This is a genomic window from Luteimonas suaedae, assembly GCF_008312895.1.
Classification (GTDB): domain Bacteria; phylum Pseudomonadota; class Gammaproteobacteria; order Xanthomonadales; family Xanthomonadaceae; genus Luteimonas; species Luteimonas suaedae.
Genome location: NZ_VSSP01000007.1, coordinates 95808 through 109599, shown reverse-complemented (window position 1 = coordinate 109599; position 13792 = coordinate 95808). Strand labels below are relative to the sequence as shown.

Below are 13792 nucleotides of genomic sequence, written 5' to 3'. Positions count from 1 at the left end.
CCGGCAGTCCGTGGGAGTGGCCTGTGGGAGTGGACGGTCCGTGCCCGGCGACGTGGTGGGCCAAGGCCCACCCTATGTCGATGGCGGGCGTGCGGTCATGCGGTGGGTTGGCGGGCCGGCCCGGGATGCGCCGCTATTTCTGGCAGTGGCCGCACCAGACGGTGGCGCGCTGGCCGATCCAGGCCTGGCTGAGTGCGCGGCCGCAGCGGCGGCACGGCGCCCCCCCACGGCCGTAGGCGGCCAGATCCTGCTCGAAGTAGCCGGGCGCCCCGTCGGGGCTCAGGAAGTCGCGCAGGGTGGTGCCGCCGCGGCCGATCGCATCCTCCAGGATCGCCTTCACCGCAGTGGCGAGCCCGCGGTAGCGCGCACGCGAGACCCGTCCGGCCGGCCGCAGCGGCGAGATGCCGGCCGCGAACAGCGCCTCGGCGGCGTAGATGTTGCCGACGCCGACCACCACCCGCTGGTCCATCAGGAACGATTTCACCGGTGCCTTGCGGCCGCGGCTGCGCGCGAACAGCGCATCGCCGTCGAAGGCGTCCGACAGCGGTTCCGGGCCGAGGCCGCGCAGCAGGGGATGCGTGTCGCCCGCCGGCTGCCACAGCAGGCAGCCGAAGCGCCGGGGGTCGTTGAAGCGCAGCACGCGATTCCCGGCGAGCACGAGATCGACATGATCATGCGCCTGGACCGGCGTGGCGGCCGGCAGCACCCGCAGGTTGCCGGACATGCCCAGGTGCAGCAGCGCACTGCCGGCATCGGTGTCGAGCAGCAGGTATTTCGCGCGCCGGCGCACCGCTTCGATGCGGCGGCCCGGCAGCCGTTGCGTGATGTCGTCCGGGATCGGCCAGCGCAGGTCGGGGCGGCGCAGCAGCACCGACCGGATCTGGCGTCCTTCCAGGTGCGGGGCAAGGCCGCGCCGGGTGGTCTCGACTTCAGGGAGTTCAGGCATGTCGTGAAGATGGCGGCAGTTCTTGACGACGGCAAGCGTCAGCTGAACGACGCAGTGCTCCGTACGGTCGCGCAGGGATGGCAATCGCGCATTCCACGCCCCATCATGATCGGACTCACCGCTTTAATGATCTTCCCAATGCCCGCTCCCCTACTCGATTTCCTGGCTGGTGGCCTGCTGCAGTTCGGCTTCTGGCCGCTCGCGTTGCTGTTCCTGGTCGCCACCCAGCTGACGATCCTGTCGGTCACCCTGTACCTGCACCGCAGCCAGGCGCACCGCGGCGTCGATTTCCATCCGCTGCTCGCGCACGTGTTCCGCTTCTGGACCTGGCTGACCACCTCGATGATCACCCGCGAGTGGGTCGCCATCCATCGCAAGCACCACGCCAAGTGCGAGACCGAAGAGGATCCGCACAGCCCGCAGTTCAAGGGCATCTCGACGGTGTTCTGGCGCGGCGTGGAGCTGTACCGCGAGGCGCGCGCGCAGCGCAACGACATCGAGCAGTACGGCAAGGGCTGCCCGGACGACTGGATCGAGCGCAACGTCTACACCCCGCATGCGACCCTCGGGCCGACCCTGCTGCTGTTCGTCATGTTCGCGCTGTTCGGCTTCGCCGGCGTGGCGATCTGGGCGCTGCAGATGGCGTGGATCCCGTTCTGGGCCGCCGGCGTGGTCAACGGCCTAGGCCACTGGTGGGGCTATCGCAACTTCGAGACCACCGACACCGCGACCAACCTGACCCCGTGGGGCGTGTGGATCGGCGGCGAGGAGCTGCACAACAACCACCACGCCTTCCCGAGTTCGGCCAAATTCGCGCTGCGCCGCTGGGAGTTCGACATCGGCTGGGCGACCATCAAGGGCCTGGAGAAGCTCGGCCTGGCCAAGGTGCTGCGGGTGGCGCCGTCGCTCGACGTGCGCCCGAACATCAACGTGCCCGACACCGACACCATGCGCGCGCTGCTGGCGCACCGCTTCCAGGCGATGACCGATTACCAGCGCGACGTGATCAAGCCGGCGCTGCGCGAGGAGGCGCGGGCCGCCGGCGAGAAGCTGCGTGCGCTGCTGCCGCGCAAGCTGCGCAAGGGTCTGGTCGACGACGGCCGCTGGCTCGAGCCGGAAGCGCGCCAGGAGCTGCAGCAGTGGGTCGAGCAGCGTCCGCGGATCCACACCCTGATCGAATACCGCGCGCGCCTGACCGCGCTGCTGGAGGCGCGCAGCCAGGACGCCAGCGAGCGCCTGCGCCAGCTGCAGGCCTGGTGCCAGGAGGCCGAGGCCAGCGGCATCCGCGTGCTGCAGGAGTATTCGGCGCGGCTGAAGGGATACTCGCTGCAGCCGGCCCGGGCGTGAACCCCGGCGGAATTCCGCCGCGGCGAAAGATCGACGAGCCCGGCCGGCGACGGCCGGGCTTTTTCGTGTCTGTGCTTGCCGCTTCGATCGCCGTGGTGGCGATGCCGGCGCTCCGGGCGCAGATCACCGAAACCGGGGAATACCTCGTGCGCATGGACGGCGACGGCGACGGCCGCGTGTCGCTGGCCGAGTACCAGGACTGGATGAGCTACGCCTTCGAGGCCATGGACGCGAACGGCGACGGCACGCTGGCTGCGGACGAACAGCCCGGCGGCAAGGGCAAGCCGATCGTCCGCGCCCAATACCGTGCGCGGCTGGCGGACCGGTTCAACCGCCAGGACCTCGATCGCAACGGATTTCTCGATGCCCGGGAACTGGCGGCGCCGCCGCAGTGAAGCAGAAGCGAGTGGAGCGGAGTGAGGAAGGTCGCGCGCATCTCAGTGTACTGATGAGCTATTGACCGGACGATCCTGCTGATTCCCCTCGCGACCGATAGCTGCTCGCCTCACGGACTAGTCTGGCGCAACGCTGCTTCACCTCATCGCGGCACATCTCCCGCGCGCTCGGCGATCGGGCGCAGGTACTGAACGAGCGACAGAAAGAACTTGCCAGGCTCTTCGGTCATTGGCATGTGCGCCGAGTTCTCAAACCAGACGATGTGTTTTTCGGGCGCCTTCAACCGGGCGAGCCATTCGGCGCCTACATCGGCGTTGACGTTGATGTCATGGCGCCCGGCAAAGAGGATGATCGGAACCGCGAGCTCCCTGAAGTTCGGGTCGTGATCCAGCATCTGCGGGAGCAGAATCGGCGTGGCGAACGAATTTCCTTCCCATACACGGCGACTCTCTTCGTCACTATAGTCGGGCGAGAGGCGGGCGAGCGCGCTGTCGGCGTTGTTGTCTCGCCGGTACGCCATCGTCCCGCCGTAGTGGGCGACCCAGCGGCGCTGGGTGTACAGATCTTCGATCTTTATCGGTTTGCCCGGCGCAGGATAGGGTGCGATCGCCTCGAGCTCGCGCATCGCTTCCGCATTGCCGTCGCGCCTTGCAGCGTCCATCGCGAACACCCAGCCGCGCCGCTCGCCTTCGCGGGTGTTCACCACCTGGCCAACCCCGACATAGCCGTGCAGCCACTCGGGGCGGCGCTGCGTCATGTGAAGGCCGAGCCAACTGCCCCCCGAGTGGCCGACGATGAACACCTTCTCCTTCCCGAGTGTCTCGCGTGCCCAGGCGATGAGCGCCTCAGCATCGGCCAGCGCCTGCTCGGCCGAGAGCGTGGGCCTGATTTTCTCCGGATCGGTCAGGAGATGGGTCCTGCCCGATGCGCGCTGATCCCAGTGCACGACGGTGAAGTATTCCTCCCAGCCGCGGCCGAAGTACCAGCTCATCGGGGTCGCCACATAGCCCGGCCCTCCGTGCAGGAAGATCAGCACCGGGTTTCGCCGATCCATGCCGCGGATCGACACCCACTGGTCGATACCTCCAATGCGCACCTTCTCCGTCCGGTCGATGCCGTGGGGCGCCAGGATCTTGCGGGCTTCGGCGATGATCGCCGTCGCCTGTGCGCGGCTGGCCGGCTTCGCAGGGGACTCAGTCGCCCAGGCGGGGACCGCAGCAAGCGCGACAGACAGGGCGAGCAAGCACAGCGTCGCCCGGTTCCACGAACGTACAAGGCGGCTGTTTCGGCGGCAGTGCATAGCCTTCTCCTCTGATCTCCGTCAGGGAGGCGACGAATCCAGCAGCCGCGGCCACGCACGACGGTCAATGATTCAAAGTCTCGGCGGATCAGCTCGGCGCGCGGCGCGTACACCTTGCTGAACGGCGAGCCCGGATCTTACATGGTGCGAACGACCGCGGCGGCTCCCCGCAGCGCCAGCCAGCACAGCGCCACCGTCGTGGCATCGCCCAGGGCGCTGTGCCGCGCCAGGGCCGGCACCCCCAGCGCCTCGGCGATATGGCGGAACTCGAGGTTGGGCGGAACGTCGGGCCGGGCGCGCCGCGCGCGTGCGGCGAACGCATCGGCGAGTTCGACGCGGGGATTGGGAAGCGCGAAGCCGGTGAGCGCCTTCACGTGCGGGGCCAGCATCGCGAGGTCGAATACCAGGTGATAGCCCAGCAAACGGCGGGGGCCCAGCCAGAGCAGGAACTCGCGCACCGCGGGGGTCACCGAGATGCCGCCGGCGGCTTCGTCGGGGGTGATGCGGTGATGGCGGATCGACTCGATGTCGAAGCCGCGGTCCGGCCGGATCCGTCGCTCGAACCGTTCCGACAGCAGCACCCGCCCGTCGCGGACGGGCACCGCCGCGAGGCTGAGGATGTGATCGCGCTGCGGGTCCAGGCCGGTGGTCTCGACGTCCAGGCTCACCCACTCGCCCGCCGGTGCCGGCTGCAGCAGCGCCGCCCACTCGCCACCGCCGTGCCGACTCCGCAACCACCATCTGCGCAGGGCGTGCATCCGCGGCGTCAGTCGACCAGGTGGAAGGCGCGGCGCACGTGCTCGCGGAACTCCTTTACCACGTGCAGCGCGTCGCGCAACAGTTCGCGGTCGAGCCGGCGCAGGGCCTGGGGGTCGAGGTGGTTGTCGGGAACGCGACCGGCCTGGAGCGCGGCCAGCTGCGCGTCCAGCCGCATGCGCTGGAACACGTTGAGCGCCTGGGGCAGGTCGCGGCCGAGCTCGCGCGGCAGCGCCGCGCGCTCGGTGAGCGCCTCGCAGCGTTCGATGCTGGACGTGGCGGCCACCCCATGGCGCAGCGCCAGGCAGCGCAGGCCGTGCACGACCGGGAAGATCGCGCCCTTCTTGAGGTCGATGCCGCGCGCGTCGCCGCGCACCCGCCCGAACAGCGTCAGCGGGGTGTTGAAGTTCAGCGTGGCGGAAGCCAGGTGGTGCAACAGGATCTGGTCCTGCCCGAGCGCCACGAGGCCGGCCTTGACCGGGGCGAACAGCGCCGGGTCGCCGGCGATGGGGCGGGCATCGAGCGCGATCGACAGGTCCAGCGCCGCCTCGCCGCCGTGGCGCCGCTGCCAATGGCCGATGCGCGCCTGCCATTGGCTGGCCGTCATCCGCCAGTGCGGCTGGTTCACCATCACCTTGCCGGGACACGGCGGATAGCCGACCGCATCGAGCGCGGCGCTGAAGCGCGCCATGGCCTCGTCCAGGCCCGGCCAGTCGAGATCGTCGGCGACCACCAGCGCGTTGTCCTGGTCGGTCTTGAGCAGCTGCTCGCGGCGCCCCTCGCTGCCCATCACCAGCAGGCAGATCCGCCCGCGATGCTCGGCCGGCACCAGCAGCTCGAAGATCTGCGCCATCACCCGGCCGTTGAGCGCGCTCACCAGCCCCATCAGGTAGGGCATGCGCGCGCCGTGCGCGGCGAGGCTGCGGATCAGCTCGTTCATCCCGGCGGCGGCGCTGGCGATGTCCTCCAGGGTGTGGGCGCGGGCCAGTCGCACGCTGATGAGGTGGGAATGGCTGGCGAAGTGCGAGAGCACCTCGGCGATGCCGAGGGTGCCGGCGATGGCGCCGCGATCGCGGACCACGACGCGTTCGATCCGGTGCTCGGTCATCTCGATCAGCGCCTGGAACAGCACCTCGTCGGAGCCGACGCAGACCAGCGGCCGGCTGGCCATCGGCCCGACCGGCGCCTCCAGCGGCAGCCGCTGCAGCGCCACCGCGTCGAGCAGGTCGGTGCGGGTCACGATGCCGGGTTCCTGGTGGTCGGCATCGTCCACCAGCAGGCAATCCACGCGGTGCTCCCGCAACCGCGCCGCGGCTTCGGCAATGGAGGTCGCGGCGGCGATGCGCTCGGCCGGCGCCAGCTGCGCCTCGCCGACCCGGGTGCCCATCAGCTCGGCCGCTTCGCGGCGATCCGACCCGGAGACCGACAGTTGCCCCTTGGTCGCGAGGCCCTCGTTGAAATAGGCGGCGAAGCACGGGTCGTCGTCGATCAGCCGGCGGAACACCTCGGCCGGGATCAGGAAGCTCAGGCACTCGCCTTCGGCGCGGTAGCTGAGCCGGGCGCGGCCGGCTATCACCGCCCAGGCGCCGAACACGTCGCCCGGGCCGTAGTCGGCGAAGCGCTGCTCGCCGCCCTGGCCATCGGCCTGGTAGGCGTGGACGAGTCCCTTGAGGATCACGTGCACGTGCGGCGAGGCCTTGCCGGCCTCGATCAGGGTGCTGCCGGCGGCATGGAAGCCGACGTCCACGCTGGCCTGCAGGCGGGCGCGGCCGGCATCGTCGAGCAGGTCGAACGGAGGCTGGCTCAGGTCGAGGCCGGGCACGCTGTCCATGGCGCTATTGTCGCGCGCTGCCGCGCAACCCGCCGCCGCGCGCGGGCGTCGGGGACGTGCGCCGCGATCGGTGGTGGCCGCTCATGGGCCGCAGGCGGCGCGCAGCAGGCTGTCGTCTTCCGCCAGCGGGATCCAGCGGGCATTGCGGGGCGCGCCGTCCTCGTCGAACACCACCTCGTCGACCAGATCGGCGCGGCGACGGCGCGCGCAGTCGAACACTGCGCCGAACTGCCGGGAGGGCTCCCATCGGGCCACCAGCAGCACCTGGGTCAGCACCTGGTCGGGCATCGCCGGATTGCGCCGATCGAAGCGGTGGTCGATCGCGATCAGCCGGCTGGTCTGCGGGACCACGTAGGTCCACGGGCGATACCAGACCCGCAACTCGTTGGTCGAGGCGACTTCGACCTCGTCCGGGAACGTGGCGGTGACCCGATCCAGCCACGAGTACTCGAGCCAGACCGCCATCGCCAGCATGCCGGCGCCCGCCGCGGCGGGCACGATCCAGCCGGGCAGCCGTTTGCGGACCAGGAAGTTGAGCGCCAGGACCATGCCGCCCAGGCCGAAGCCCGCGGCGATGATCGCGATGAATTCCAACAGCATGCCGCTCCCCCGTGGTGTCAGGCGATCGCGCGCCGTGCGCCATCATGACAAATCGGCCGCGGCGTTGTCCCGCGCGGCGCAGGCGCGCGGGACAACGGGATCCGGCGCTCACAAAAAACCCGCCCCCGCGACGCGGGGGCGGGTCCTGGAGAGAACCGGACTCAGTGTGCGATGTGGACCGCGCTGCCCGCGCCACGCGGCACGCGGATGCCCTCCACCAGTTCCTGGATCCGCTCCGGCGCCGGCTTGGTCATCGACAGCACCAGGTACGCGGCGGCGAAGTTGAGCACCGCCCCCACCGCACCGAACGACAGCGGAGAGATGCCGAACAGCCAGTTCTCCTCCACGTTCTCGAGCATGTTGGTCTCCGGAATGAAGAACCAGCCCAGGTAGGTGAAGATGTACACGCAGGTGGCCACCAGGCCGACCAGCATGCCGACGATCGCGCCGGTGGCGTTCATCTTCTTCGAGAAGATGCCCATCATGATCGCCGGGAACAGCGACGACGCTGCCAATCCGAACGCCAGCGCCACCGTCTGTGCCGCGAATCCAGGTGGATTCAATCCCAGATAGGTGGCCAGGACGATCGCCGCGGCCATCGAGACGCGTGCGGCCAGCAGTTCCCCCTTCTCCGAGATGTCCGGTTTGAAGGTCGACTTGATCAGGTCGTGGCTGACTGCCGACGAGATCGCCAGCAACAGCCCCGCCGCCGTGGACAGCGCGGCCGCGAGGCCACCGGCGGCGATCAGGCCGAGGACCCAGCCCGGCAGCTGCGCGATCTCGGGATTGGCCAGCACCAGGATGTCCTGGTTGAACGTCACCATCTCGTTGCCTTCCCAGCCGCGCGCCTCGGCGGTGGCGGCGAACTCCTCGTCGGCGCCGTTGTAGTACTGGATGCGGCCGTCGCCGTTGAGGTCCTCGAACGCCAGCAGCCCGGTTTGCTCCCAGTTGCGCATCCAGTCGGGACGGGCCTCGTACTCGATCGGCGCAGCGGCCGTACCGGCCGGGTAGATGGTGTTGATGATGTTCAGCCGCGCCATCGAGCCCACCGCGGGAGCCACGGTGTAGAGCAGGGCGATGAACACCAGCGCCCAGCCTGCCGACCTGCGCGCATCGGACACCTTGGGAACGGTGAAGAAGCGGATGATCACGTGCGGCAGTCCCGCTGTGCCGATCATCAGCGACAGGGTGAACAGCACCATGTTGAGGGTCGAGCCGTGGTGGCCGGTGTAGTCCTGGAAGCCGAGTTCGACCAGCACCTGGTCGAGCTTGGCCAGCAGCGGCAGGCCGGACTCGGTGTGGGTCGAGAACAGCCCGAGCTGCGGCACCGGATTGCCGGTGAGCTGCATCGAGATGAAGATCGCCGGGATCGTGTAGGCGATGATCAGCACCACGTACTGCGCCACCTGGGTGTAGGTGATGCCCTTCATGCCGCCGAGCACCGCGTACACGAACACCACCGCCGAAGCGATCAGCAGGCCGGTGGTCGCGTCGACCTCGAGGAAGCGCGAGAAGGCGACCCCCGCGCCGGTCATCTGCCCGATCACGTAGGTGATCGAGATGACCAGCAGCGCCGCCACCGCGACCATCCGCGCGGTGCGGCTGTAGAAGCGGTCGCCGATGAAGTCCGGCACGGTGAAGCGCCCGAACTTGCGCAGGTACGGGGCCAGCAGCAGCGCCAGCAGCACGTAGCCGCCGGTCCAGCCCATCAGGTAGGTGGAATTGCCGTAGCCGACGAAGGCGATCAGGCCTGCCATCGAAATGAACGAGGCGGCCGACATCCAGTCGGCGGCGGTGGCCATGCCGTTGAGCACCGGGTGGACGCCGCGGTTGGCGGCGTAGAACTCGGCGGTGGTACCGGCGCGGGCCCAGATCGCGATGCCGATGTAGAGCAGGAAGGAGCCGACGACGAAGATGAGGTTGATCGTGAACTGGTCCATGGTCATTGGGTCCTTATTGCTCGTCGACGCCGTACTCGCGATCGAGCCGGTTCATGTACCAGGTGTAGAAGAAGATCAGGGCGATGAAGACCAGGATCGAGCCCTGCTGCGCGAACCAGAACCCCAGGTCGGTCCCGCCGAACTGGATGCCGGCCAGCATGGGCCGGAGCAGGATTCCGAATCCGAACGACACCAGCGCCCAGATCGCCAGGCAGATGAAAATGATCCTGAGATTGGCCTTCCAGTAGTTGCTCGCGGTTTTGTCCAGCATGTGTCGTTCCCCTCAGAAGCTGTACTTGACGTGGGTCTGCAGGCGGTTGATCTCGCCGCGGTCGCCGCTCTCGATCTCGCGCTGGCCCCAGATCAGCTCGGCGCCGACGTCGAGCTTGGGCAGCGGGGTGTAGATCAGGTTGGCATGGGCCGACTGCGCCGACCGGGTGATGCCGAGACCGGTCAGGTCGGTGTCGTTGTCGTACTCGGCGCGCGAGTAGAAGAGGTTGCCGCGCAGCTTCGGGCTGAACACGTGCCGCCAGCCGACGAAGCCGGCCAGCACGCCGATGTTGTCCAGGCTGCCGTCGGCCTCGAGCACCGCGTCGTTGTTGAGCGCCAGGCCGACATAGCGGCCGATGCCGTCGCCGGCGGTGACCATGTAGCGGATGTCGTCGCTGGCGCCGAGGTTGAACTTGCCCGAGACGCTGACGCCGAAGCCGGTGCCGGTCTCGCTGATGCCGGCGGCGCCGTCCTGGTACTTCAGCTGCCGCGCCAGGCCGGCGACGCTGAAGTGGCCCCAGTCGCCGGTGGTGTTGTAGCGCGCGATGACGTCGGGCATGGCGCCGTCGTCGCCGGAGATCTGCGCCATGTTGCCCTGGTACGGCGTGAGCACCGTCTGCGGGTTCTCGATCGAGAACGACCACGGGCCGTTGCTGTAGCGGATCTGTGCCTGGCGCACGAACACCGTGCCTTCCGTCGGGCCGAGGAAGTCGACCGCGTCCGGCAGCGCCGCCACGTCCTGGAAGTTGGTCCAGGCCTGGCCGGCCAGCCAGTTGTTCCAGGTCACGTAGGCCTGGCGCAGGGTCAGCGCGTAGGTGTTTGTGGCGACTTCGTTGCCGGTGAACGCGGTGCTGCCGCCGCCGAACAGGTCGAACTCCAGGTAGGACTTGAGCGTGTCGCCGCTGTCCAGGTCGGTGTCGGAGGCGAACCAGAAGCGCGAGAAATTGGCGCCGAAATCGGTGTCCGCGCCGCCCTCGGAGGTGGCGCCGCCGCCGACCGGGATCGTTTTGGGCACGTAGAACAGCCGGCCCACCGAGCCGTCGGCGAGATCGCCGTCGTTGGTGCTGGTGACGCTGGCGTCCATCTTGATGAAGCCGCCGTAGCTGAAGCGGGTGCCCGGATTGCCGGCGCTGTTGATCTGGGTGCGCTGGATGCCCGGCTTGCCGTCGGCGGCCGCTGCAGGCGCCTGCGCCTGTGCGGTGCGGACCTCGGTGACCTGCGTCTGCGTTTCGGAGATCTGCGACTGCTGTTGCTGCTGCTGCGACAGCAGGGCCTGGACCTGCGCCTCGAGTTGCGCGATCCGGGCCTCGAGCTCCTGTTCCTTGGCGGTCTGCGCGAACACAAGACCGGGCGCGGCCAGAGCGGCCAGCAGCGCGACCGCGAGCACTCGCGGCCGCGCCTTCGCTGCGACGTGTCGATTCATGATTCCCCTCCCGAGGATGCTGGACGCGGGCCGTAAGCAGAGGCCCACTCGTGCATGAGCCTGCGCGCTGGCGGAGGGGGCGCCAATTCACCATTGGTCGAATGCCCAGGCGCAGTCTTAGACGAAGGTCTAAGGCCCGGCCGCAATGGATGCGGCACACTTGTCGTCGAACCGCCGATTCGGGAACCGCCATGTCCAGCAGCCAGACCCTCTATCCGGTGCCGGAAGGCATCGCCGCCGCCGCCACGATCGGCAAGGACGACTACGCGCGCCTGTATGCCGAATCGCTGCGTGATCCGGACGCGTTCTGGGGCAAGGTCGCCGAACGCCTGCAGTGGACACGCAAACCCACCCAGGTGCGCGACGTCAGCTTCGACCTGAAGGACTTCCGCATCCGCTGGTATGCCGATGGCGAACTCAACGCCAGCGTCAACTGCCTCGACCGCCATCTCGAGGCCCGCGGCGACAAGACCGCGCTGATCTGGGAAGCCGACGATCCGGCCGTCGAGCCGCAGCACGTCAGCTACCGCGAACTGCACGCCCGCGTCTGCCGCCTGGCCAACGCGCTGCGCAACCTCGGCGTGAAGAAGGGCGACCGCGTCACCCTGTATCTGCCGATGATCGTCGAGGCGACGGCGGCGATGCTGGCCTGCGCCCGCATCGGTGCGATCCACTCGGTGGTGTTCGGCGGCTTCTCGCCGAACTCGATCGCCGACCGCGTCGCCGACTGCGGCAGCAAGCTGATCATCACCGCCGACGAGGGCGTGCGCGGCGGCAAGAAGATCCCGCTCAAGGCCAACGTCGACGCCGCGCTCAAGCTGCCCGGCACCGCCAGCGTGGAGACGGTGCTCGTCGTGCGCCACACCGGCGGCGCCGTGGAGATGCAGATGCCGCGCGACCGCTGGTACGACGCCGTGGTCGACGACCAGCCGGCGACCTGCGAGCCCGAGCCGATGAACGCCGAGGATCCGCTGTTCATCCTCTACACCTCGGGTTCGACCGGCAAGCCGAAGGGCGTGCTGCACACCACCGGCGGCTACCTGGTGTTCGCCAGCTACACCCACGCCTGCGCGTTCGACCTCAGGGAGGACGACGTCTTCTGGTGCACCGCCGACGTCGGCTGGGTCACCGGGCACAGCTACATCGTCTACGGGCCGCTGGCCAACGGCGCCACCGCGCTGATGTTCGAGGGCGTGCCGAACTATCCCGACACCTCGCGCTTCTGGCAGGTGGTCGACCGCCACAAGGTCACCCTGTTCTATACCGCGCCCACCGCGATCCGCGCGCTGATGCGCGAGGGCGACGCGCCGGTGAAGAAGACCGACCGCTCCTCGCTGCGGATCCTCGGCACCGTCGGCGAGCCGATCAATCCCGAGGCCTGGCGCTGGTACTTCGACGTTGTCGGCGACGGCCGCTGCCCGGTGATCGACACCTGGTGGCAGACCGAGACCGGCGGCCACATGATCACCCCGCTGCCGGGCGCCACCGACCTCAAGCCGGGCTCGGCGACGCTGCCGTTCTTCGGCGTGCGCCCGGCGATCGTCGACACCAACGGCAAGGAACTCGAGGGCGAGGCCGAGGGCAACCTGGTGATCCTGGATTCGTGGCCGGGACAGATGCGCACCGTGTACGGCGACCATCAGCGCTTCATCGACACTTATTTCAGGACCTATCCCGGCACCTACTTCACCGGTGACGGCTGCCGCCGCGACGCCGACGGCTACTACTGGATCACCGGCCGCGTCGACGACGTGATCAACGTCAGCGGGCATCGCATCGGCACCGCCGAGGTCGAGAGCGCGCTGGTCTCGCATCCGAAGGTCGCCGAGGCCGCGGTGGTCGGCTTCCCGCACGACGTCAAGGGCCAGGGCATCTACGCCTACGTCACCCTGGTCGCCGGCGAGCAGGGCGGCGAGGACCTGCGCAAGGAACTGGTCGCGCACGTGCGCAGCGAGATCGGGCCGATCGCCTCGCCCGACCACCTGCAATGGGCGCCGGGCCTGCCGAAGACGCGCTCGGGCAAGATCATGCGCCGGATCCTGCGCAAGATCGCCGAGGACGCGCCCGACCAGCTCGGTGACACCAGCACGCTGGCGGACCCGTCGGTGGTCGAGTCGCTGGTGAAGGACCGGCGGGTGCCGTGAAGCGAGAAGCGAGAAGCGAGAAGTGAGGAGTGAGGAGTGAGGAGTGAGAAACGAGTAAAAGCGGATGCGGCGTCCGGCAACGGGCGCGGCGATAGGCCCGGAAATAGCGCACACTCATTTCTCACTCCTCGTTTCTCACTCCTGGCTCTTCGTTTCTAGCCCCAACCATGCCCACCCTGCTGATCGCCGACGACCACCCGCTGTTCCGCGAGGCGCTGCGCGGCGTGGTGGCGCGGTTGCTGCCGCAGGCGGTGCTGCGCGAGGCCGACAGCACCGATGCGCTGTACGCGCTGGTCGAGGCCGATCCCGATGCCGACCTGCTGCTGCTCGATCTCAACATGCCCGGCGCGCAGGGCTTCAGCGCGCTGGTGCACTTGCGCGCGCAGCATCCGCAGCTGCCGGTGGTGATCGTGTCCGCGCGCGAGGAGGCGGGCGTGATGCGGCGCGCGCTCGACCACGGCGCGATGGGCTTCATCCCGAAATCGGCCGATGCCAAGACCCTGGCCGAGGCGCTGCGGCACGTGCTCGACGGCGACCGCTGGGCGCCCCCGGCCGCTTATGCGGCGCCGGCGGCAAGCGAGGCCGAGCACGACGTCGCCGCGCGCGTGCGCGAACTCACCCCGCAGCAGTTCCGGGTGCTGCAGATGCTCGGCGTCGGCATGCTCAACAAGCAGATCGGCTACGAACTGAACGTGTCCGAGGCCACCGTCAAGGCGCACATGAGCGCGATCCTGCGCAAGCTCGGCGCCTCCAACCGCACCCAGGCGGTCCTGATCGCGGGCCGGCTGGCGATCGATCCGGCCACGGCCGAGGCGCCGTCTGAGCCATAGGCGGTTCGC

General features: G+C 68.9%; 12 protein-coding genes. 4 read left to right on the top strand and 8 right to left on the bottom strand.

The genetic code is table 11. From position 1 onward, the window contains the following. Positions 1 to 133 precede the first annotated feature (133 nt). Positions 134 to 946, bottom strand: coding sequence for a bifunctional DNA-formamidopyrimidine glycosylase/DNA-(apurinic or apyrimidinic site) lyase (gene mutM, locus FXO19_RS12015; RefSeq protein ID WP_149195344.1), 813 nt, complete (start codon positions 944 to 946; stop codon positions 134 to 136). 138 nt (positions 947 to 1084) lie between these two features. Here mutM and FXO19_RS12010 point away from each other — a divergent pair, with 138 nt between their 5' ends. Both FXO19_RS12010 and FXO19_RS12005 read left to right on the top strand, forming a co-directional pair. Then, positions 1085 to 2293 carry a DesA family fatty acid desaturase gene (locus FXO19_RS12010; RefSeq protein ID WP_149195343.1) on the top strand — a complete coding sequence of 403 codons (1209 nt, stop codon included), beginning with the start codon at positions 1085 to 1087 and terminating at the stop codon, positions 2291 to 2293. Between the two features lie 101 nt (positions 2294 to 2394). Beyond that, on the top strand, positions 2395 to 2688 hold the full coding sequence (locus FXO19_RS12005; RefSeq protein ID WP_149195437.1) for an EF-hand domain-containing protein: 294 nt from the start codon (positions 2395 to 2397) through the stop codon (positions 2686 to 2688). Positions 2689 to 2831: 143 nt separating this feature from the next. On the opposite strand, the gene FXO19_RS12000 is transcribed toward FXO19_RS12005, so the two are convergent. The 7 genes from FXO19_RS12000 to FXO19_RS11970 form a co-directional block, all read right to left on the bottom strand. Beyond that, positions 2832 to 3932 (bottom strand): alpha/beta fold hydrolase, encoded by a 1101-nt coding sequence (locus FXO19_RS12000; protein ID WP_223115494.1) that lies wholly within the window; start codon positions 3930 to 3932, stop codon positions 2832 to 2834. Positions 3933 to 4126: 194 nt separating this feature from the next. Continuing rightward, positions 4127 to 4723: an exonuclease domain-containing protein gene (locus FXO19_RS11995; RefSeq protein WP_187775756.1), complete on the bottom strand. Its 597-nt coding sequence runs from the start codon at positions 4721 to 4723 to the stop codon at positions 4127 to 4129. Between the two features lie 32 nt (positions 4724 to 4755). Then, the gene (locus tag FXO19_RS11990; protein WP_149195340.1) at positions 4756 to 6576 is read right to left on the bottom strand and encodes a putative nucleotidyltransferase substrate binding domain-containing protein; all 1821 of its coding nucleotides are present in this window, start codon (positions 6574 to 6576) and stop codon (positions 4756 to 4758) included. An 81-nt stretch (positions 6577 to 6657) separates the two neighbouring features. Beyond that, complete coding sequence (locus tag FXO19_RS11985; protein ID WP_149195339.1) at positions 6658 to 7176, bottom strand: hypothetical protein; 519 nt, start codon at positions 7174 to 7176, stop codon at positions 6658 to 6660. Between the two features lie 161 nt (positions 7177 to 7337). Further along, positions 7338 to 9116, bottom strand: a complete 1779-nt coding sequence (locus tag FXO19_RS11980) for a sodium:solute symporter family protein (RefSeq protein ID WP_149195338.1) — start codon at positions 9114 to 9116, stop codon at positions 7338 to 7340. A gap of 13 nt (positions 9117 to 9129) precedes the next feature. Then, on the bottom strand, positions 9130 to 9387 hold the full coding sequence (locus FXO19_RS11975) for a DUF4212 domain-containing protein (RefSeq protein ID WP_149195337.1): 258 nt from the start codon (positions 9385 to 9387) through the stop codon (positions 9130 to 9132). A 12-nt stretch (positions 9388 to 9399) separates the two neighbouring features. After that, positions 9400 to 10809: a DcaP family trimeric outer membrane transporter gene (locus tag FXO19_RS11970; RefSeq protein WP_149195336.1), complete on the bottom strand. Its 1410-nt coding sequence runs from the start codon at positions 10807 to 10809 to the stop codon at positions 9400 to 9402. Positions 10810 to 11000: 191 nt separating this feature from the next. Here FXO19_RS11970 and acs point away from each other — a divergent pair, with 191 nt between their 5' ends. Then, positions 11001 to 12953, top strand: a complete 1953-nt coding sequence (gene acs / locus FXO19_RS11965; protein ID WP_149195335.1) for an acetate--CoA ligase — start codon at positions 11001 to 11003, stop codon at positions 12951 to 12953. 167 nt (positions 12954 to 13120) lie between these two features. Next, positions 13121 to 13783, top strand: a complete 663-nt coding sequence (locus FXO19_RS11960; protein WP_149195334.1) for a response regulator transcription factor — start codon at positions 13121 to 13123, stop codon at positions 13781 to 13783. The last annotated feature ends 9 nt before the right edge of the window (positions 13784 to 13792 follow it).